Consider the following 18,699-nt stretch of genomic DNA (forward strand, 5'->3'; position numbering starts at 1 on the left):
TCGCCGACATCGGCGACGGCTCCTCGCTGGCTGTGGGCGGATTCGGGCTCAGCGGAGTCCCGAACGTGCTCATCGAGGCCCTGCACCGGCAGGGTGCCGGGCGGCTGAGCGTCGTCTCCAACAACTGCGGCGTGGACGGCGGCGGCCTCGGCCTGCTGCTGGCGGCCGGGCGCATCGTCCGGGTGACCGGCTCCTACGTCGGTGAGAACAAGGAGTTCGCGCGCCAGTACCTCAGCGGGGAGCTGGAGTTGGAGCTGACCCCGCAGGGCACCCTGGCCGAGCGGCTGCGGGCCGGGGGCGCGGGCATCCCGGCGTTCTTCACCCCGGCGGGCGTCGGCACCCAGGTCGCCGAGGGCGGCCTGCCCTGGCGGTACGGTTCGGACGGCAGCGTGGCCCTCGCCTCCCCGCCCAAGGAGGTCCGCGAGTACGACGGGCGCGACTACGTCCTGGAGCGCGGCATCACCACCGACTTCGCCCTGGTGCGCGCCGCCAAGGGGGACCGGCACGGCAACCTCGTCTTCGCCAAGGCGTCCCGCAACTTCAACCCGCTCGCGGCGATGGCCGGCCGGATCACGGTCGCCGAGGTCGAGCAGCTGGTCGAGCCGGGCGGGATCGACCCGGACGAGGTGCACCTCCCCGGAGTGTTCGTGCAGCGGGTCCTGGAACTGACGCCCGCTCAGGCCGCCGACAAGGGGATCGAACGGCGGACGCTTTCGCAGCCCGTGACGGGCGAGAGGACGGTGCGCGGCTGATGCCCTGGAACCGCAACGAGATGGCCGCCCGCGCCGCGCGCGAACTGCCGGACGGCGCCTACGTCAACCTGGGCATCGGCCTGCCCACGCTGATCCCCAACTACCTTCCCCCGGGTGTCGATGTGGTGCTCCAGTCGGAGAACGGCATCCTCGGCGTCGGCCCCTACCCCACCGAGGCCCAGGTGGACCCGGACCTGATCAACGCCGGGAAGGAGACCGTCACGGTCGCGCCCGGCGCGGCGTTCTTCGATTCGGCCCTGTCCTTCGGGATGATCCGCGGCGGCCACATCGACGTCGCCGTGCTCGGGGCCATGCAGGTGTCCGCCCGCGGCGACCTGGCCAACTGGGCCGTACCCGGAAAGATGATCAAGGGGATGGGCGGGGCCATGGACCTGGTCCACGGCGCCCGCAAGGTCATCGTCGTGATGGAGCACAACGCCAAGGACGGCGGCGCCAAGCTCGTCGAGGACTGCACGCTGCCGCTCACCGGCCGCGGCTGCGTCCACCGCGTCATCACCGACCTCGCCGTCCTCGACGTCACCGAGGACGGGCTGCGCCTGGTCGAACTCGCCCCGGGCGTCAGCCTGGCGGAGGTCCGCGAGCGCAGCGGCACGAAGATCCTGGAGGCGGAGCGGTGAGCGGCCACACCAACGGCGTCGGGGAGATCAAGGACGTCTACGTCGTCGACGCCGTGCGCACGCCGATCGGCAAGTACGCGGGCGCGCTGGCCGGGGTGCGGCCCGACGACCTCGCCGCACATGTCGTCAGGTCCCTGGTGGCGCGCGCCCCGCAGCTCGACCCGGCCCGGATCGGGGACGTCTTCTTCGGCAACGCCAACGGCGCCGGGGAGGAGAACCGGGACGTGGCCCGGATGGCGGTGCTGCTGGCCGGCCTGCCGGTGACCGTCCCCGGTGTGACCGTCAACCGGCTCTGCGGTTCCGGGCTCGAGGCGGTGATCCAGGCGGCGCGCGCCGTGGCGCTCGGGGACCACAGCATCGTGGTCGCCGGCGGCGTGGAGTCCATGAGCCGGGCCCCCTGGGTGCTGCCCAAGCCCGAACGAGCCTTCCCCGCAGGCCACCAGGAGCTGTACTCGACCACGCTCGGCTGGCGCATGGTCAACCCGGCCATGCCGCCCGAGTGGACGGTGCCCCTGGGTGAGAGCGCCGAACTGATCGCGGGCAAGCACGCGATCTCCCGCGAGCAGCAGGACGCCTTCGCCCTCGCCAGCCACGAGAAGGCGGCCCGCGCCTGGAAGGACGGCGGGTACGACGCCGAGGTGGTGCAGCTGCCGGGCGTAGAGCTGGAGCGCGACGAGTGCATCCGCGACGGCGGCACCCCGGAGTCGATGGGCCGCCTCAAGCCCGCCTTCCGCCAAGACGGTTCGGTGACGCCCGGCAACTCCTCCCCGCTCAACGACGGCGCCGCGGCCCTGCTGCTCGCCGACGAGGCCGGCCTGCGGGAGCTGGGAGCCGAACCGCTCGCCCGGATCCGGGCGAGCGCGGTGACGGCGATCGAGCCGCAGTGGTTCGGGCTGGGTCCGGTCGCCGCCTCGCGGCAGGCGCTCGCCAAGGCGGGCGTCGGCTTCGACGACCTGTCGGTGGTCGAGCTCAACGAGGCTTTCGCCGCCCAGGCCCTCGGCTGTCTCGCCGAACTGCCCGAGCTCGATCCCGCCGTGGTCAACCCGCGCGGCGGCGCCCTCGCCCTGGGCCACCCCCTGGGCGCGTCCGGCGCGCGGATCGCCGGAAGCCTCGCCCACCAGCTGGCCGCGGCCGGGTCCGGCACCGGCCTGGCCACCCTCTGTATCGGCGTCGGCCAGGGACTGGCCCTCGTCCTGGAGCGCTGAACGACATGACCCACAGCACCAACCTCGATCCGACACCGGATCAGAAGACCATCGACGCGGAGATGGCCGCGGTCCGCCCGGACGGATCGGCACACCCCTCCCGCGCCTACGCCCCCTACCGCAGCAGCGTGCTGCGGCACCCCACGCAGCCGCTCATCGTGGTCAAGGACCCGGAGGCGGTGGAGCTGTCCGGGCCGGTGTTCGGCGTCACCGACGTCACCGACCTCGACAGCGACCTGACCCGGCAGCACACCGGCGAGCCGCTGGGGGAGCGGATCACGGTCAGCGGCCGGGTGCTCGACCGGGACGGGCGGCCCGTGCGCGGACAGCTCGTGGAGATCTGGCAGGCCAACGCCTCCGGCCGCTACGCGCACCAGCGCGACCAGCACCCCGCACCGCTCGACCCCAACTTCACCGGCGTCGGCCGCTGCCTGACGGACGATCAGGGCCGCTACCGGTTCGCCACCATCAAGCCCGGCCCCTATCCCTGGCGCAACCACCTCAACGCCTGGCGGCCCGCGCACATCCACTTCTCACTGTTCGGCACCGCGTTCACGCAGCGGCTGGTCACCCAGATGTACTTCCCCGGCGACCCCTTGTTCCGCTACGACCCGATCCTCCAGTCCGTCACCGACCCGGCGGCCCGCGACCGGCTGGTCGCGGAGTACGTCCACGAGCTGTCCGAGCCCGAGTTCTCCCTCGGCTACCAGTGGGACATCGTGCTCGACGGCCCCCACGCCACCTGGACCGAGGACGAGGAGCAGCTGTGACCCAGGCCGCGATCACCCCGGCGCAGACCGTCGGCCCCTTCTACGGCTACGCGCTGCCCTTCGCCCGGGGCGGCGAGATCGCCCCGCAGGGCGACCCGCGCACCGTCACCGTGCACGGCACCGTCCGCGACGGCGAGGGCCGATCCCCGACGCGCTGCTGGAGGTCTGGCAGGCAGCCCCCGACGGCTCGCGCGCCGGGGCGCCCGGCTCGCTGCGCCGCGACCCGGTCACCGGCGCGGTCATCGGCCGCGACGGCCTCGCCTTCACCGGCTTCGGCCGGGTGCCCACGGACGCCGACGGGCACTACGCGGTACGGACGCTGCCACCGCCCGCGCAGACGCCGTACCTCTCTGTCGTCGTCTTCGCGCGCGGCCTGCTGCACCACCTGTACACCCGCGCCTACCTCGGCGACGACGTGGCGGACGGGCTGCTCGCCTCGCTGCCCGAGGAACGGCGGCGCACCCTGATCGCCCGTCAGGAGGCGTCCGGGACCTACCGCTTCGACATCCGCATCCAGGGGGACGCCACGGAGGAGACGGTCTTCCTTGAGTTCCGCTGACCACACGCCCATCGATCTGCCCGGCGATCAGTCCGTCGATCCGGTCGTCGACCCGGCCGCCGACCTCGGGCTGCTCAGCCCGGGCCGAGCCGGCTCCGACGTCGAGGCGGCGACCGGCGACAGCGCGCTGCCCCAGGCGCTGCTCGACGCCGAGGCCGCGCTCACCCGCGCCCTCGGCGCGCCCGCCGATGTCCGCGCCCGCTTGGCGGACGCGGCGCGCGCCGACCGTTTCGACGCACGCGGGCTCGCGCTGCGCGCCCGCCCCGGCGGCAACCTGGTGATCCCGCTGGTCGCCGACCTGAGCGCGGCCGTCGGCGCGGAGACGGCGGCCTGGGTGCACCGGGGCGCAACCAGCCAGGACATCCTCGACACCGCGCTGATGCTGGTGGCCGCCCGGGCCCGGCAGCTGATCCTCGCCGATCTGGACGCCGCCGCCGACACGCTCGCCGTGCTGGCGGCACGCCACCGGGCCACGCCCATGCCCGGCCGCACCCTCACCCAGCACGCGGTCCCCACCACCTTCGGCCTCAAGGCCGCCGGCTGGCGCAGCCTCCTCCTGGACGCCCGCGACCGCCTCGCGGCCGTCGCGCTGCCCGCGCAACTCGGCGGCGCCGCAGGCACCTTGGCCGCCCTCGGCGGAGATCCGGACCTGCTCGACCGCTACGCGGCCGAGACCGGGCTCGTCGCACCGGCGCTGCCCTGGCACGTGCTGCGCACCCCGGTCGCCGACCTCGGCGCGGCCCTCGCCCTGACCGGCGGGGCGCTCGGCAAGATCGCCGCAGACGTGCTGCTGCTGACCCGCACCGAGACCGCCGAACTGGCCGAGGGCAGCGGCGGCGGCTCCTCCGCGATGCCGCACAAGGCCAACCCGGTCCGGGCCACCCTGATCGCCGCGGCCGCCCGCCAACTCCCAGCCCTGGCAGCGGTGTTGTTCGGATCCCTCGCGGCGGAGGACGAACGCCCCGCCGGGGCGTGGCACGCCGAGTGGCAGCCGCTGCGCGAGGCCCTGCGCCTGGCCGGGGGAGCCGCCCGCGACGCCCGCGAGCTGCTGGCCGGGCTCCAGGTCAGCGAACACCGGATGCGGGCGCACCTCGACCTCACCGAAGGACTGATCGTCTCCGAGCGGCTGGTCGCCGCCTTCACCCCGCACCTCGGCGCCGCCGAGGCGCGCCGGCTGCTCACCCGCGCCGCGAGCGCGGCCGCAGCCGAGGGCCTGCCCCTCGAGGACGCCCTCGCCGAGCAGCCCCAGCTCAACGGCGCGCTCGACCTCGCGCAGCTGCGCGAGCTGCTCGACCCCACCCACTACCTCGGCGCCGCACCCGAACTGACGGACCGTGCGCTGCGCCGCCAGAGGAAGCCGTGAGCCGACGACCATGACCACCTCCCCGCTGCTGCACCACACCGACGACGGGCGCCGGGACGCCCCCGCGCTGCTGCTCGGACCGTCCCTCGGCACCAGCCTGCGCCTGTGGGACGCCCTGGTCCCCGGGCTGGCCCGCGGCCACCGCGTCGTCCGCTACGACCTGCCCGGCCACGGCGGCACCCCGGCGGCCGTCCTCGGCGAGCCCACCGTGGCCGCTCTCGCCGCCCTCGTCCTGGAGCTGGCCGACTCCCTCGGCATCGACCGCTTCGCCTACGCCGGCGACTCCCTCGGCGGGGCCGTCGGCAGCTGGCTCGCCGTCCACCACCCGGAGCGGGTCGCCTCGCTCGTCCTCGTCTGCACCTCCGCCCGCTTCGGCGAGCCCGGCGCCTGGCACGAGCGCGCCGCCCGCGTCCGCGCGGAGGGACTGGACTGGCTGGTGCGGACCGCGCCGGCGCGCTGGTTCACCCCGGGCTACGAAGGCACGGACGCCGGTCGCGCGCTGATCGCCGACCACGCCGAAGCCGACCCGGCCGGATACGCCGCCTGCTGCGACGCCCTCGCGGGCTTCGACCTGCGTGCGGACCTCGGCCGGATCACCGCCCCGACGCTGGTCGTGGCCGGCCGCCAGGACGCGGCCACGCCGCCCGGGCACGCCCGCCAACTCGCCGACGGCATCGCCGACTCCACGCTGGTCGAGATCACCGGGGCCGCCCATCTCGCGCCCGCCGAGCAACCGGAGCGGGTACTGCGGGCGATGCTCGACCACCTCGGCTCGACGGCGTACCGCGACGGCATGACCGTGCGCCGTGCCGTCCTCGGGGACGCGCACGTGGACCGCGCCGTCGCCGGCACCACCGCGTTCACCGCACCCTTCCAGGACCTGATCACCCGTTACGCCTGGGGCGAGATCTGGACCCGGCCCGGACTGGACCGCCGCACCCGCAGCTGCGTCACGCTGACCGCGCTCGTGGCTCTGGGCCACCACGACGAACTGGCCATGCACGTCCGCGCCGCGCGCACCAACGGCCTGACCGCGGAGGAGATCCAGGAGGTGCTGCTGCAGACGGCGATCTACTGCGGGGTCCCCGCCGCCAACACCGCCTTCGCCATCGCCCGCCGCGTCCTCGACGAGCTCGAACGACCCGAAGACCGTGAAGAAGAGGCCTGACGCCATGAGAACCCTCCCCACCCGCACCACCGTCGGCATCGTCGGCGGCGGCCCTGCCGGGCTCCTGCTCGCCCGCCTGCTGCACCGGGCCGGCGTGGACTGCGTCGTGCTGGAGTCGCGCGACCGCGCCTATGTCGAACAGCGGCAGCGCGCCGGCATCCTGGAGCAGGGCACCGTCGACGCGCTGCGGGCCTGCGGCGCGGCCGACCGCCTGGACCGCGAGGGCCTGGTCCACGACGGAGTGGAGCTGCGCTGGGACCGGCGCGGCCACCGCATCGACTTCCCCTCGCTGACGGGGGGCCGGAAGGTGTGGGTCTACGCCCAGACCGAGGTGGTCAAGGACCTGATCGCACTGCAACTGGCCGACGGCGCGCCGCTGTTGTTCGAGGCACAGGTCACCGCCGTGACCGGCGCGGACACCGGCCGGCCGGTGGTCCACTACCGGCACGAGGGCGTCGAGCGCACCCTGGAGTGCGACTACGTCGTCGGCTGCGACGGCTTCCACGGGGTGGTCCGCCAGGCGATCCCCGACGGTGAGCTGCGGACCTTCGAACGGGTCTACCCCTACTCCTGGTTCGGCATCCTGGCCGACGTGCCCCCGTCCTGCGACGAACTGATCTACGCCCACTCGCCGCGCGGGTTCGCCCTGCACAGCATGCGCTCACCGACCGTCAGCCGCCTCTACCTCCAGGTGCCCAACGGCACCGACCCGGCCGCCTGGACCGACGAGCAGATCTGGGACGAGCTGGAGGCGCGCTTCGCCATCGACGGCGACTGGAAGCTGGAACGCGGCCCGATCACCCAGAAGGCGGTGCTGCCGATGCGCAGCTTCGTCACCGAGCCCATGCGCTGGGGCCGCGTCCTGCTCGCGGGCGACGCCGCCCACATCGTCCCGCCGACCGGCGCCAAGGGCCTCAACCTCGCCGCCTCCGACGTCATCGTCCTCGCCCGCGCCTTCACGGCCCTGGCCCGCACGGGCTCCACAGCGGAGCTGGACGCCTACTCCGACACCTGCCTGCGGCGCGTCTGGCGGGCCGAGCACTTCTCCTGGTTCATGACCACCACCCTCCACACCGCCCCCGGACAGAGCGAGTTCGACACCCGCCTGCAGCTCTCCCAGCTGGACCGCATCGCGTCCTCCCCGCACGCGGCGGCGGAACTTGCCGAGAACTACGCCGGGTTGCCGGTCTTCTGACCACCCGAGCGGAGGAGAGCGCCCCCGCCCGCAGCGGCGGGAGGCGTCCGCCTCCCCGTGGGCGGGTACCTTCGCCGGCAGAGCGCCGGGCGGGCGGTCCGCGCGGGCAACGCGCGTGCCGTGCCGCCGCGGCGCGTGATCGGATTGCGGGCGGCATCGCGTGCCGGTGACGGACCGGCCGCCGAATCGCGCGGCTCGGTCCTGGACGCGATCGGGTACGAGCTCGACGGCCTGGCGGCGATCATGGAATCCCACTTCGGCTACGGAGAGCGGACGATCGGCGCGGCGCTCGACGACGCAGAGCCCGACACGGACTGGCCCGAGAGGGTCCTCGGATTCGGGGGAGCACGAGTCGGCGGGAGGGTCAGCCGGCGTCCGGGCTCAGGGCGTCGGAGATGGTCTTGGCGCCGGCGTGGGCGGTGAAGCCGCCGTCGACGGGCAGGTCGGTGCCGGTGACGTAGCCGGCGGCCGGGGAGAGCAGGAAGGCCACGGCGGCGGCGACCTCGGTGGGGGCGCCGGTGCGGGCGAGAGGGGTTTCGCGGAGCTGGGCCTCGCGGAAGGCCCCGGGGGCGGAGGCGGTCATCTCGGTGTCGATGTAGCCCGGGTGGACCGTGTTGATCCGGATGCCGCGCGGTCCCAGCTCCACGCAGGCGGCGCGGGCCAGGCCGCGCAGGGCCCACTTGCTGGTGGTGTAGGCGATCGGGTAGTGCCCGGTCAGGGCGGCCGTGGAGCCGATGTTGACGATGGAGCCGCCCGCGGGCATGAGCGGCGCGAGGTGCTGGATGCCGAGCAGGGGCCCGACGAGGTTGACGTCGTGGACGCGGTGGACGTCGGCGGGCGTCACGGTGTCGAGGCGGGCACGCCAGGTGGCGCCGGCGTTGTTGACGAGGCCGTGGATCTGCCCGCGCGTGGCGCGCAGTTGGGCCGCCAGCGCGGCCCAGCCGGTCTCGTCGGTGACGTCGAGGCGGTGGTCCACGTCACCGGCGAGGTCCGCGGTGACGACGTCGGCGTGCAGCGCCGTCAGGGTGTCGGCGACGGCGCGGCCGATGCCCCGGGCGGCGCCGGTGACGACGACGGTCCGCCCGGCCAGGTCGAGCAGGCCGTTCACGACCGCTCCTTCCGTGTCCGGGCGTGGGGCAGCGGGACCGGATCGGCGCCCGTGACCACGGTGTTGACGGTGCGTCCGATGCCCTCGACGGTCAGGGCGACGGTGTCGCCCGGCCGCAGCGGGGGCGGGTCCTGGCGGCCGTTGCGGCCCCAGAGTTCCGCGAGGCAGCCGCCGTTGCCGCAGGTGCCCGAGCCGAGCACGTCGCCGGGGCGGACCCAGGTCCCGCGCGAGGCGTAGGCGACCATCTCCTCGAAGGTCCAGCCCATGTGGGAGAGCAGGTCGCCGCCCACCACCTCGCCGTTGACCTCGGCGGTCAGGGCCAGGCGCAGGAACCCCTCCGCGTCGCGGTACGGCTCCAGCTCGTCGGCGGTGACCAGCGCCGGGCCGAGGGTGGCGGCGGTGTCCTTGCCCTTGCAGGGGCCGAGGCCGACCGTCATCTCCGCCGACTGGAGGTCGCGGGCGGACCAGTCGTTGAGGATGGTGTAGCCGACGATGTGCTCGCGCGCCTGAGCGGGCGTCAGGTCCCGTCCGGCGCGGCCGATGACGGCGGCGACCTCGAGCTCGAAGTCGAGCACGGCGGACCCCGGCGGCACCGGCACGTCGTCGTGCGGGCCGATGACGGCGTAGGGGTTGGTGAAGTAGAAGGTGGGGGCGGCGTACCACTGCTCCGGCACGCCGGCCGCGTGGTCGATGGAGCGGCGGACGCCCTCGACGTGCTCCTCGAAGGTGACGAAGTCCCGGACGGTGGGCGGCTGGAGCGGCGCCAGCAGCCGTACCTCGGTGAGGGCCGGGCCCGCCGGGGCGGCGAGCGCGGCCGCCCCGGCCGCCCGCAGCGCGTCGCCGCCCCCGGCCCGCAGCAGGGCGAGCAGGTCACCGCCGTCCGGCAGCGGATGGATCCGTTCGGCGTGGACGACGCCGCTGCGGCGCGTGTCACCGTGCTGGTAGCTGACGAAGCGCATGGTCCTCCTGTCGGTGGGGTCGGGTCGGCCGGTGCCGTGTCCGGACAGGTCCACCGGGTTGCGGCGCGCGACCCGGCGAAACCTGTCCGGACACGGAACTGGTCAGACCGGCGGGGCGACGAAGAGGCCGGGGTCCACGTCGTTGAAGGACTCCTTGGCGACCAGTTCGTTCATGGGGTTGGCGGTTCCCCACTGGTCGGTGACCTCGGGCCGGGAGAAGTCGTAGACGTGGGGGTGCCAGCTGTCCTCGTCCAGCAGTTCCAGCTCGGTGGTGTACTCCACGGTGTTGCCGTGGGGGTCGAGGAAGTAGCTGAAGGTGTTGTTGCCGGCCAGGTGGCGGCCGGGGCCCCAGATCTTGCGGACGCCGGCCCGGATCACCCGGCCGGTGCCGTACATGTACTCGTCCAGGCCGCGCAGTTCGAAGGAGACGTGGTGCAGCGAGGTGTGCGGTCCCTTGGCCAGGGCCATGGAGTGGTGCTGGTTGCTGATCCGCATGAAGTGCATGACCTCGCCCAGGTGCGGCGAGGACAGCGTGTCGGACAGGCGGAAGCCGAGGTGCCGCTCGTACCACTGCCGGGTCCGGTCGAGGTCCGGGGAGTTGAGGACGACATGGGAGAGGCGGACCGGGATGGCCTCCTGGGCCTCGATCCTGCGGTGCTGCCGGGCGGCGACGTCGGCGGAGACCTCGACGGTGCGGCCGTCGCAGTCGAAGAAGCGGAAGCCGTAGCCGCCGCCGGGGGTGTCCACCGCGCCCGGTTGGGAGACCAACTGCACGCCCTGGGAGAGCAGTTGCTCGGCGAGGGCGTCCACGTCGGCGGGGGTGGCGGCGCCGTAGGAGACGAGGTCGAGGCGCTTCTCGGCGGACTTGCGCAGCCGGACGACGTACTGCTCGGGTGAGCCCTCGGCGGCGAGGAAGGAGATGCCGGTGTCCTCGGCGACCGTGGTCAGGCCCCAGACGCCGGAGTAGAAGTCGAGTTGCCGGTCGTAGTCGGGGACAGCCAGGTCCACGTGGCGCAGGTGGGTGAGGTAGCGGTTCATCGGGGACTCCAGGGGTCAGCCGAGGCCGAGCAGCGCGGCGGCGTTGCCGCCGGCGACGGCGTCGAGGACGGCGGGCGGCAGGTCGGCGTCGCGGAGCGCGCCGAGGGGGTCCTCGCTGCCCATGTCGAAGGGGAAGTCGGAGCCGAGCAGGACGCGGTCGGCGCCTGCGGCGGCGACGAGGTGGCGCAGCACGGCGGGGTCGTGGACGAGCGAGTCGAACCAGATCCGGCGCAGGTAACTGCTCGGCGGCTGGGCGCAGTTGCGGGCGTCCGGCCGGACCCGCCAGGCGTGGTCCGAGCGGCCGATGTGGGTCGGCAGGTAGCCGCCGCCGTGGGCGGCGAGGAGCTTGAGGCCGGGGTGGCGGTCCAGGACGCCGCCGAAGACCAGGTGGGAGAGCGCGACGGCGTTCTCGGCGGGCTGGCCGACCGTGTTGGACAGGTACCAGCGGTCCAGCCGCTCGTCGAGGGTGCAGCCGAAGGGGTGCAGGAAGAGCACGGCGCCGGTCTCGGCCGCGCGGGCCCAGAAGGGTTCGTAGGCCGGGTCGGAGAGTTCGCGTCCCGGCGCGTGCGAGGAGATCTCGACGCCGAGCAGGCCCAGCGACAGGGCGTGGTCGAGGGCCGCAGCGCACTGGCCGGGGTGCTGCAGTGGGACCAGGCCGAGGCCGCGGAGCCGGTCGGGGGCCTTCGCGCAGTGGTCGGCGGTGGCCTGGTTGGCACTCTCCCACAGCCGGCGGGCGGTCAGCTCGTCGGTCCAGTAGTGGTAGTGGGAGGGTGAGGGGGAGACGAGCTGGACATCCACGCCCTGCGCGTCCATCGCGGCCAGTCGCACGCCGACGTCGGTCAGCTTCGGGATGCGCGAGCCGACCATCGGGCCGTTGACGGCGAGCGCCTCGGGGCCGTTGCGGCGGGCGTCCAGGGCGCGGGCGGCGGCGAGCCCCGGATGGCCGGCGACCAGGGCGTCCACCTCGGGGAACAGCACGTGGGCGTGCACGTCCACGACACGGCCGACGGGGCGGGTCACGGGGCCTCCTTGAGCATGATCATGGTGCGGTACATCAGGCCGGGCACGTCGCCGCGGACGCCGTCCAGCTGCCACTGGCCGATCTGCACCGACGCCTCCACCACCGCGCGTACGCGCGGGATGCGGCGCTCGTAGTAGTCCTGGAGCAGCCGCTCGTCCCAGTCCTGACGGGTGGTCAGCAGCTCGGCCAGGACGAGCGCGTCCTCCAGCGACATGGCCGCGCCCTGCGCGATGGTGGGCGGGCAGGCGTGGGCGGCGTCGCCGACCAGCACCACGCGCCCGCGGTGCCAGGAGCCCTCGACCAGCAGCCGGTCGAACCAGGTGTAGTTGACCTGCGCCGGGTCGGTCAGGTGCGGGGTGATCTCGGTCCAGGCGCCGCCGTACTCGCGGGCCAGGCGGCGCATCTCGTCGGCGAAGTGCTCCGGGGGGATGGAGGCGCGGTCCCGGTTGGCCTCGACGACGTAGGCATAGATCGTGGTGGCGCTGGTGGGGCAGTAACCGGCGATGAACGCCGGGCCGCCGTAGGCGAGATCGGTGCGGACCACTGACGCGGGGCGCGGGGCGGGGGCACGCCAGATGGCCATGCCGGTCGGCTCGGGCTTGTCGGTGATGCCGATCTGGCCGCGGGTGCGGGAGCTGATGCCGTCCGCGCCGATGACCAGGTCGTAGCGCCGCTCGCTGCCGTCGGAGAAGCGCACGAGCACCTGCTCGCCCTGCTGTTCGATCGCCTCGGCGGTGGTGCCGAGCCGGATGTCGGCGCGGCTCGCCCGCACGGCGTCGATGAGGATCCGCTGCAGTCGGGGCCGCTGCATGCCCACCGTGGCAGGCAGGTCGTCGCCGCCGGTTCGGGCGTCCTCCTGGACGTGCAGGACGGTGCCGTCCACGGTGGTGATGCCGACGGCGTCGAAGGCGTAGCCGGAGGCCAGGACCTGGTCCCCGACGCCGAGTTCGCGCAGCACCCGCAGGGCGTTGCCCTGGACGGTGATACCGGAGCCGGTGGTCGCGTTCCAGTCGGCCCGGGCCTCCACCAGGTCCACCTGGATACCGGCTCTGCGCAGCAGGACGGTCACGGCGTTGCCGGCCGCGCCGCCGCCGATGACGAGGACTCTGCGGGGCTGGGTCATGGGGGTGCTCCTGCGGGGTGGGCCGCGCGGCGTCGAGCGGCGCTGGGACGGGGGAGGGAAGGGTGGCCGGGCGGGCGGCAGGCGCTGTCCGTGGCAGGCCCGCCCGGCCGGTCGGTGGCGTCAAGCGGCCTGCGGCGGTGGCTACTTGACGGCGATCGGGTTGACGGGCGAGCCCACGGCCCCGGTGATCGGCAGCGGCGCGGCGGTGAGCAGGAACTCGTACACGCCGTCGGCAGCGCAGTCGGCGGCCAGTTCCTCCGGGTTCCACATCTCGCCGACGAGCAGGCCGATGTTCGGGATGACCACCTGGTGCAGCGGCTGGAAGGCCGGGACGTCGAACTCGTTGGGCCGCACCTCGAAGCCCCAGGTGTCGGTGGCGATCGCGGCGATCTCGCTGCGGTGCAGCCAGCCCGCGGTGGTGAACGACAGGCCGGGCGCGTCGCCGCCGGCGTAGTCGCCCCAGCCCTCGCGGCGGGTGCGGGCGTACTGGCCGGTGCGGACCACGACCAGGTCGCCGCGCCCGACGGTGACGCCGTGGGCGGCGGCGGTGGCGGTCAGGTGCTCCTCGGTGATGGCGAAGCCGTCCGGCAGCTCGCCGTGCCCGTCGCCGAGACCGGGATCTCCGAAGACGCGGCCGACGTCCAGCAGGACGCCGCGGCCGGTGATGTGCGGGGCCAGGTGCTCGATGCCGGTCACCAGGTCGCCGTCCGAGGTCACGGTCTTCTCGGCGGCCCGGCCGTTCCAGGCCAGGCCGCGGTCGAAGATGTGGCCCAGGCCGTCCCACTGGGTGGAGCACTGCAGCGGCATGGCGATCACGTCGTCCGCGCCGCCGATCCCGTGCGGGAAGCCCTGGTTGCCGAGCGCGGCGTCGGTGCCGGTGTCGGTCATGGTGTGCACCGGGTTCGTGCGGCGGCGCCAGCCCTTCTGCGGGCCGTCGGTGTCGAAACGCTGCGAGAGCGAGAAGCTGACGCCGCGTCGGACCAGCCGGGCGGCCTCGACGCGCTTGTCGGCGGTGAGGAAGTTGACGGTGCCGAGCACGTCGTCCGCGCCCCAGCGGCCCCAGTTGGAGTACGCCTGGGCGGCTTTGGCGATCTCCGCCTCCGGGTCCGTCCGGTCCAGGGCGGTCATGACGTCGCCGCCGCTTCGGCGACGCAGCGGGTGCGCTGGGTACCCAGGCCGGTGATGGTCCCCTCCATCACGTCGCCGTCGCGCAGCAGCCGGCCCCAGTGCATGCCGTTTCCGGCCGGCGATCCGGTCAACACCAGGTCGCCGGGCAGGAGTTCGGCGGACTCGGAGATGTAGGAGATGAGCCGGGCGACCCCGAACAGCATGTCGGCGGTGGACTCGTCCTGCATGGTGTCGCCGTTGAGCTTCAGCGTGACCTGCAGCTTCCCGGGATCGTCGACGAACTCGGCGGGCACCAGCCAGGGGCCGAGCGGGGTGAAGCCGGGAGCGTTCTTGGAGCGGAGCCAGTCGGTGCCGATGGCGGGCATGTCCCGGCGGAAGACGGTGGCGCGGTCGGTGAGGTCGTTGGCGATGGTGTAGCCGGCGACGTGGTCCAGGGCCGCGGCCTCGCTCACCCGGTGCGCCCGGCGGCCGATGACGACCGCCAACTCCAGCTCCCAGTCCGGCTTCTCGGCCCAGGCGGGCAGGACGACGTCGTCGTAGGGGCCGGTGACCGAGGACGGCAGGCCGACGAAGACGTAGGGGAGGTCCTCTGCCGCGCGCCGGTCCATGAGGGCGGCGGCCTCGGCGCGGGCCTGCTCGACCGGGCGGGGGTCGTCCTTCGGCCGGTGGGCGACCTCGAGGTCGATCACGTGCTGGCGGTAGTTCGCGCCGGACTGGAAGATCTGCCGCGGTTCGACCGGAGCCAGCACCCGCAGCCCGTCCAGCGCCTGCCAGGGCTGGGCCGGGTCGCCGGCGAGGGCGCGCAGCCGGGGCAGGGACGCGTCCCAGTGCTCCAGCAGCCCCGCGACGGTGTCCGCCTCGCCGGGCAGCGCGGCGCGGAGGTCCAGCACGTGGTCGCCGACGACGAGGCCGGGGAACGGCGCTCCGGCGTCGGCGGCCAACCGGACCAGGGCGAAGGGGACTTGACGTTGCGGTGGTGTTGCCACGGCGTTACCTCCAGATGCGTTGCGACCAATGTGGACTGCGGCATCCGATTTGGGAAATCGATTGTTGTGATGCGGATCATCCAAGTGATGGATGACGAGAGGGCGTGACCGGACCACAATGGGCCGCATGAACCTGGCCACCCTGGACCTGAACCTCGTCGTCGCCCTCCGGGCGCTGCTCGAGGAGCGCAACGTCACCCGCGCGGGGCGGCGGGTCGGCCTGAGCCAGCCCGCGATGAGCGCCGCCCTCGCGCGGCTGCGCCGGCACTTCGACGACGAGCTGCTCACGCGGTCCGGCAACAGCTACGAGCTCACCCCCCTCGGAGCTGCGCTTCTCGACCGCACGGTCGTCGCCTGCGAGTTGCTGGAACGGGTCTTCGCGAGCCAGGCCGAGTTCGACCCGGCGCACGACGAGCGGGAGTTCACCCTGTTCGCCTCCGACTACGCGATCGCCGTCTTCGGCGTCGAGCTGGCCCGGCTGTGCCACGAGGAGGCCCCGGGCGTCCGGCTCACCTTCCGGCCGACGCCCGCCACCGTGACCGAGGACCCGGCGGCGGCGCTCAGCGGGGTGGACGGACTGCTGATGCCGCACGGCGTGATCAGCGACCTGCCCGCAGTCGAGCTGTACCAGGACCGCTGGACGGTCGTCGCGGCGGCGGAGAACCCGGAGATCGGCGCGGAACTGACGCTGGATCAGCTCGGCACGCTGCCCTGGGTCGTCTACCAGCGCACCTACGACGCCCCGGTGGCGCGGCAGCTCAGCATGCTCGGCATCGAGCCCCGGGTCGAGGTCTCCGTCGGCAGCTTCCAGCTGCTGCCCGCGCTGGTGGTCGGCACCCGGCGGATCGCGGTGGTGCAGGGACTGCTCGCCGAACGGCTCGGCGACTCGGCCGGGGTGCGCGTGCTGGAGTGCCCGTTCGAGGCGGTCCCGGTGCGGGAGGCGCTGTGGTGGCATCCCGTGCACACGCACGACGCCGGCCACATCTGGCTGCGCGAGACCGCCGCCCGGGTCGGCGCGGCCATGGCGCGCTGAGGCGATCCACCGGCTGGATCAGCGGGATACGGAATATCGATGACCTGCGGGCTAGGCGTGCGCGGAGGCCGGACCCCATAGTCGTCCCCACGCCCACGCCCCACGCCGCCGCTTCGTCAGCCGAACGGCCCGGCGCAGGGCCCCCGTTCCCGCCGCACGCCACCCGCCCGCTCGGCGCGGCCGGTCGCATGCGCTCCCCCTGCCTGCCGTGGAGGACCCGTGCCCACCCCGCTGCCCTCACCGCCGCTCTCCGACCCCACCGCCGTACCCGTCGGCTCCGATTCCCGCCCCGCGCACCTGCTGCGGCTGTGGCTGCTGATGGCCGGAAGCTGCCTCCCGATCCTCGGGGCCGTGCTGATCAGCCCGGTGCTGCCGCGGATCCAGGACCACTACGCCCACGTCCCCGGCGCCAATGCCCTGGTCCCGCTGGTGCTGACCGTCCCCGCGCTGGCGCTCGCGATCCTCGCGCCCGTCGCCGGCCTGGTCGTGGACCGCCTCGGCCGCAAGCGGCTGCTGGTCGCCGCGACGCTCGCCTACGGCGTCCTCGGCACCGCGCCCCTGTGGCTGGAGTCGCTGGCCGCGATCCTGGTCAGCCGGGTGCTGGTCGGCATCGCCGAGGCGGCCATCATGACCTGCTGCACCACCTTGATCGGTGACTACTACTCAGGCCGGCAGCGGGAGAAGTACCTTGCCCTGCAGACGATGTGCGCGTCCGCCTCGGCGACCGCCTTCTTCGTCGTCGGCGGTGCGGCGGGCTCCGCCGGCTGGCGGGCGCCCTTCTGGATCTACGCCGTCAGCCTCCTCCTCGCCCCGGCGATGGCGGCCTTCCTGCCGCGCCCGGCGGGGGACGGCTCGGCGACGGCCTCGGCGGCGGTGGCCCGGGAGCGGCGTCCGTTCCCGTTCCGGCCGCTGGCGACGACGTGTGCGCTGACCGTGTTCGGGGCGATGGTCTTCTACAGCGTTCCCGTCGAACTTCCCTATCTCCTCGACGACTTGGGAGTGAAGACCACCGGCGTGATCGGGCTGGCCACCGCGCTCGCCAGTGCCGCCACGGTCGCCGGGGCCGTCCTCTTCACCCGTCTGCGGAACGGCGGTGAGCCGTACCTGCCGCTGGTGTTCACCTTGTGCGCGGCCGGCTTCGCGGTCATGTGCCTCGCGAGCGGGCCGGTCCTGCTGGTGGCCGGAGCGGTCGTCAACTGCGTGGGCACCGGCCTGCTGCTGCCCTCCCTGCTCACCCGGGCCATGTCCCGGCTGGACTACGCGGACCGGGGACGGGGCACGGGCCTGTGGACCGCGGCCTTCTTCGGCGGGGAGTTCGCCTGCCCCCTGCTCCTGCTCGCCCTGGAGGCCGCGGTCGGCACCCTCGCGGCGGCCGTCGGGGTCCTCGCGGCGGCGGTGGCCTGCGTCGCGCTGGGGCTGCTCCTGTCCCGCAGGCGGGCTGTGGGGAGCGCAGCCGCCTGACCTCGCCCCCCTTCGCGGGCGCGAGGATCCCCCACCCTTCGGCGGGAGGATCAGCCACGCTTCGGGCGGGAGGATCACCCACCTCGACCGGCCCGCCACTGAGGGAGGTCAGACCCCTGATTTCAGCACGACCTTCCCGGGCGGTGGGCCGGTCGCGCAGTTCCTCCCCCCGGACCTCCTCCGGGGGTACCCCCGGCATCCCAGGGAGCGGGTGCTGGGCCCAGTCGATCGATCGGGTCGACTACCCACGCTCCAGGCGCACTTGGGGCGCCGTGCGGGGCAGGCCGAAGTGCGGGGCGAGCCCCGCCTCGAAGTGGGTCAGCTCGCTGACGCCCTCGGCGCAGCACGCGGCCACGAGGATGCCCGCGCCGTGCAGCACGCCGGTCACCGGGTCGCGGGCGTACAGCCCCAGGCCGGTTGGCCGTTGGCGCGGACCGGCAGCATCAGGGTGACCGGGCAGCGCGGGTGTGCCTCGCCCGCCAGGAAGAAGCGGGTGACCGCCTCGGTGCCGTGGTACTCGAAGGGCAGCGGGGGCATCCGCACCCAGGCGTCGTCGGTCATCAGGCCGACCGGACGCGAGACGTCGCCGCTGGTGAAGGCGGCCACGAAGCGGACGGTGAACTCCTGCAACTGTCCGCCGATGCCTTCGCGTTGCCGCTGTCGACGTACACCCGGGCCAACTTCCTGACCGCCACGGCCGCCGGGCGGCGGATGAGCGGGCAGGGATCCGGCGTGATCGTGACGATCACCGCGAGCCCGTCGCGGACGGCGGTGCCGCTCATGGGCGGCATGGCTCCGGCGTGGGCGGCGATCGAGGCGCTCTCCCGGGGGCTGGCCGCCGAGCTGAGTCCCGGCGGAGTCCGGGTCGTGTGCTGAACGCCGCCGGGATGCCGGAGACTCCCCAGCTGACGGAGGTCTACGAGCTCCACGCCCGGGCCCACGGCATCAGCCGCCGCGACTTCGAGGCGGGGGTCGCGCACCAGACCCTGCGCAAGCGGCTGCCCACCGTGGTCGAGATCGCTGAGGTGGCCGTCTTCGCCGCCTCCGACCGGGCCGCGGCCGTCACCGGGCCCATCGCCAATCTCACCGGCGGGCTGATCGCCGACTGACGGGCTGTCAGCCGGGAGCACGTCCTTGCGGGACGCTGCTCCGGTGACGGTGACGGTGACGCACCGAACGGCGGTGCCTGGAC

Annotated in this window: 20 protein-coding genes and 1 pseudogene; 12 read left to right on the plus strand and 9 right to left on the minus strand. The window is 73.9% G+C overall.

From position 1 onward, the window contains the following. From ACFP3V_RS09890 to ACFP3V_RS09925, 8 genes and pseudogenes are all read left to right on the plus strand, one after another. On the plus strand, positions 1-752 hold a 752-nt coding region (locus ACFP3V_RS09890), incomplete at its 5' end, for a CoA transferase subunit A (protein ID WP_380582052.1). After that, positions 752-1,390, plus strand: coding sequence for a CoA transferase subunit B (locus ACFP3V_RS09895; RefSeq protein ID WP_380582054.1), 639 nt, complete (start codon positions 752-754; stop codon positions 1,388-1,390). The genes ACFP3V_RS09890 and ACFP3V_RS09895, both read left to right, overlap by 1 nt. Beyond that, positions 1,387-2,595, plus strand: a complete 1,209-nt coding sequence (locus ACFP3V_RS09900) for a thiolase family protein (RefSeq protein WP_380582056.1) — start codon at positions 1,387-1,389, stop codon at positions 2,593-2,595. Before ACFP3V_RS09895 ends, ACFP3V_RS09900 begins: the two co-directional genes overlap by 4 nt. 5 nt (positions 2,596-2,600) lie before the next feature. Then, a complete protein-coding gene (gene pcaH / locus ACFP3V_RS09905; RefSeq protein ID WP_380582058.1) occupies positions 2,601-3,365 on the plus strand; it encodes a protocatechuate 3,4-dioxygenase subunit beta in 765 nt (254 codons plus the stop codon). Beyond that, positions 3,362-3,924 (plus strand): annotated as a pseudogene (pcaG, locus tag ACFP3V_RS09910) (protocatechuate 3,4-dioxygenase subunit alpha). Before pcaH ends, pcaG begins: the two are co-directional and overlap by 4 nt. 16 nt (positions 3,925-3,940) lie before the next feature. Continuing rightward, the gene (gene pcaB / locus ACFP3V_RS09915) at positions 3,941-5,287 is read left to right on the plus strand and encodes a 3-carboxy-cis,cis-muconate cycloisomerase (RefSeq protein ID WP_380582157.1); all 1,347 of its coding nucleotides are present in this window, start codon (positions 3,941-3,943) and stop codon (positions 5,285-5,287) included. A gap of 10 nt (positions 5,288-5,297) precedes the next feature. Next, the gene (pcaDC, locus tag ACFP3V_RS09920; RefSeq protein WP_380582060.1) at positions 5,298-6,455 is read left to right on the plus strand and encodes a bifunctional 3-oxoadipate enol-lactonase/4-carboxymuconolactone decarboxylase PcaDC; all 1,158 of its coding nucleotides are present in this window, start codon (positions 5,298-5,300) and stop codon (positions 6,453-6,455) included. A 4-nt stretch (positions 6,456-6,459) separates the two neighbouring features. Beyond that, entirely contained in the window at positions 6,460-7,650 is a 1,191-nt protein-coding gene (locus tag ACFP3V_RS09925) for a 4-hydroxybenzoate 3-monooxygenase (RefSeq protein ID WP_380582062.1), read from the plus strand. A gap of 364 nt (positions 7,651-8,014) precedes the next feature. Here the strand turns inward: ACFP3V_RS09925 and ACFP3V_RS09930 are convergent, their stop codons facing one another. The 7 genes from ACFP3V_RS09930 to ACFP3V_RS09960 form a co-directional block, all read right to left on the minus strand. Further along, the gene (locus ACFP3V_RS09930; protein WP_380582064.1) at positions 8,015-8,758 is read right to left on the minus strand and encodes an SDR family NAD(P)-dependent oxidoreductase; all 744 of its coding nucleotides are present in this window, start codon (positions 8,756-8,758) and stop codon (positions 8,015-8,017) included. Continuing rightward, positions 8,755-9,717, minus strand: coding sequence for a fumarylacetoacetate hydrolase family protein (locus tag ACFP3V_RS09935; RefSeq protein ID WP_380582066.1), 963 nt, complete (start codon positions 9,715-9,717; stop codon positions 8,755-8,757). The genes ACFP3V_RS09930 and ACFP3V_RS09935 overlap by 4 nt, the downstream gene beginning before the upstream one ends. A gap of 102 nt (positions 9,718-9,819) precedes the next feature. Further along, complete coding sequence (locus tag ACFP3V_RS09940) at positions 9,820-10,755, minus strand: VOC family protein (protein WP_380582068.1); 936 nt, start codon at positions 10,753-10,755, stop codon at positions 9,820-9,822. Positions 10,756-10,770: 15 nt separating this feature from the next. Further along, positions 10,771-11,775, minus strand: a complete 1,005-nt coding sequence (locus ACFP3V_RS09945) for an amidohydrolase family protein (protein ID WP_380582070.1) — start codon at positions 11,773-11,775, stop codon at positions 10,771-10,773. Next, positions 11,772-12,899 carry an FAD-dependent oxidoreductase gene (locus ACFP3V_RS09950; protein ID WP_380582072.1) on the minus strand — a complete coding sequence of 376 codons (1,128 nt, stop codon included), beginning with the start codon at positions 12,897-12,899 and terminating at the stop codon, positions 11,772-11,774. Before ACFP3V_RS09950 ends, ACFP3V_RS09945 begins: the two co-directional genes overlap by 4 nt. Positions 12,900-13,040: 141 nt before the next feature. Then, the gene (locus tag ACFP3V_RS09955; protein ID WP_380582074.1) at positions 13,041-14,027 is read right to left on the minus strand and encodes a cyclase family protein; all 987 of its coding nucleotides are present in this window, start codon (positions 14,025-14,027) and stop codon (positions 13,041-13,043) included. Beyond that, positions 14,024-15,013: a fumarylacetoacetate hydrolase family protein gene (locus tag ACFP3V_RS09960; protein ID WP_380582076.1), complete on the minus strand. Its 990-nt coding sequence runs from the start codon at positions 15,011-15,013 to the stop codon at positions 14,024-14,026. Before ACFP3V_RS09960 ends, ACFP3V_RS09955 begins: the two co-directional genes overlap by 4 nt. 127 nt (positions 15,014-15,140) lie before the next feature. Between ACFP3V_RS09960 and ACFP3V_RS09965 the strand changes: the two genes are divergently transcribed. Next, positions 15,141-16,046: a LysR family transcriptional regulator gene (locus ACFP3V_RS09965; RefSeq protein ID WP_380582077.1), complete on the plus strand. Its 906-nt coding sequence runs from the start codon at positions 15,141-15,143 to the stop codon at positions 16,044-16,046. 219 nt (positions 16,047-16,265) lie between these two features. Beyond that, positions 16,266-17,507, plus strand: a complete 1,242-nt coding sequence (locus ACFP3V_RS09970; protein ID WP_380582079.1) for an MFS transporter — start codon at positions 16,266-16,268, stop codon at positions 17,505-17,507. A 241-nt stretch (positions 17,508-17,748) separates the two neighbouring features. Here ACFP3V_RS09970 and ACFP3V_RS09975 read toward each other — a convergent pair whose 3' ends face one another. Together ACFP3V_RS09975 and ACFP3V_RS09980 are read right to left on the minus strand one after the other, a co-directional pair. After that, positions 17,749-17,895 carry a hypothetical protein gene (locus ACFP3V_RS09975; protein WP_380582081.1) on the minus strand — a complete coding sequence of 49 codons (147 nt, stop codon included), beginning with the start codon at positions 17,893-17,895 and terminating at the stop codon, positions 17,749-17,751. Continuing rightward, positions 17,892-18,137: a sigma-70 family RNA polymerase sigma factor family protein gene (locus ACFP3V_RS09980; RefSeq protein ID WP_380582083.1), complete on the minus strand. Its 246-nt coding sequence runs from the start codon at positions 18,135-18,137 to the stop codon at positions 17,892-17,894. The genes ACFP3V_RS09975 and ACFP3V_RS09980 overlap by 4 nt, the downstream gene beginning before the upstream one ends. Before the next feature lie 21 nt (positions 18,138-18,158). Here ACFP3V_RS09980 and ACFP3V_RS09985 point away from each other — a divergent pair, with 21 nt between their 5' ends. Both ACFP3V_RS09985 and ACFP3V_RS09990 read left to right on the plus strand, forming a co-directional pair. Next, complete coding sequence (locus ACFP3V_RS09985) at positions 18,159-18,383, plus strand: SDR family oxidoreductase (protein WP_380582085.1); 225 nt, start codon at positions 18,159-18,161, stop codon at positions 18,381-18,383. A gap of 11 nt (positions 18,384-18,394) precedes the next feature. Next, positions 18,395-18,616 (plus strand): Rossmann-fold NAD(P)-binding domain-containing protein, encoded by a 222-nt coding sequence (locus tag ACFP3V_RS09990; RefSeq protein ID WP_380582087.1) that lies wholly within the window; start codon positions 18,395-18,397, stop codon positions 18,614-18,616. Positions 18,617-18,699: the final 83 nt, after the last annotated feature.

The organism is Streptacidiphilus monticola (assembly GCF_042658505.1).
Classification (GTDB): Bacteria; Actinomycetota; Actinomycetes; order Streptomycetales; family Streptomycetaceae; genus Streptacidiphilus; species Streptacidiphilus monticola.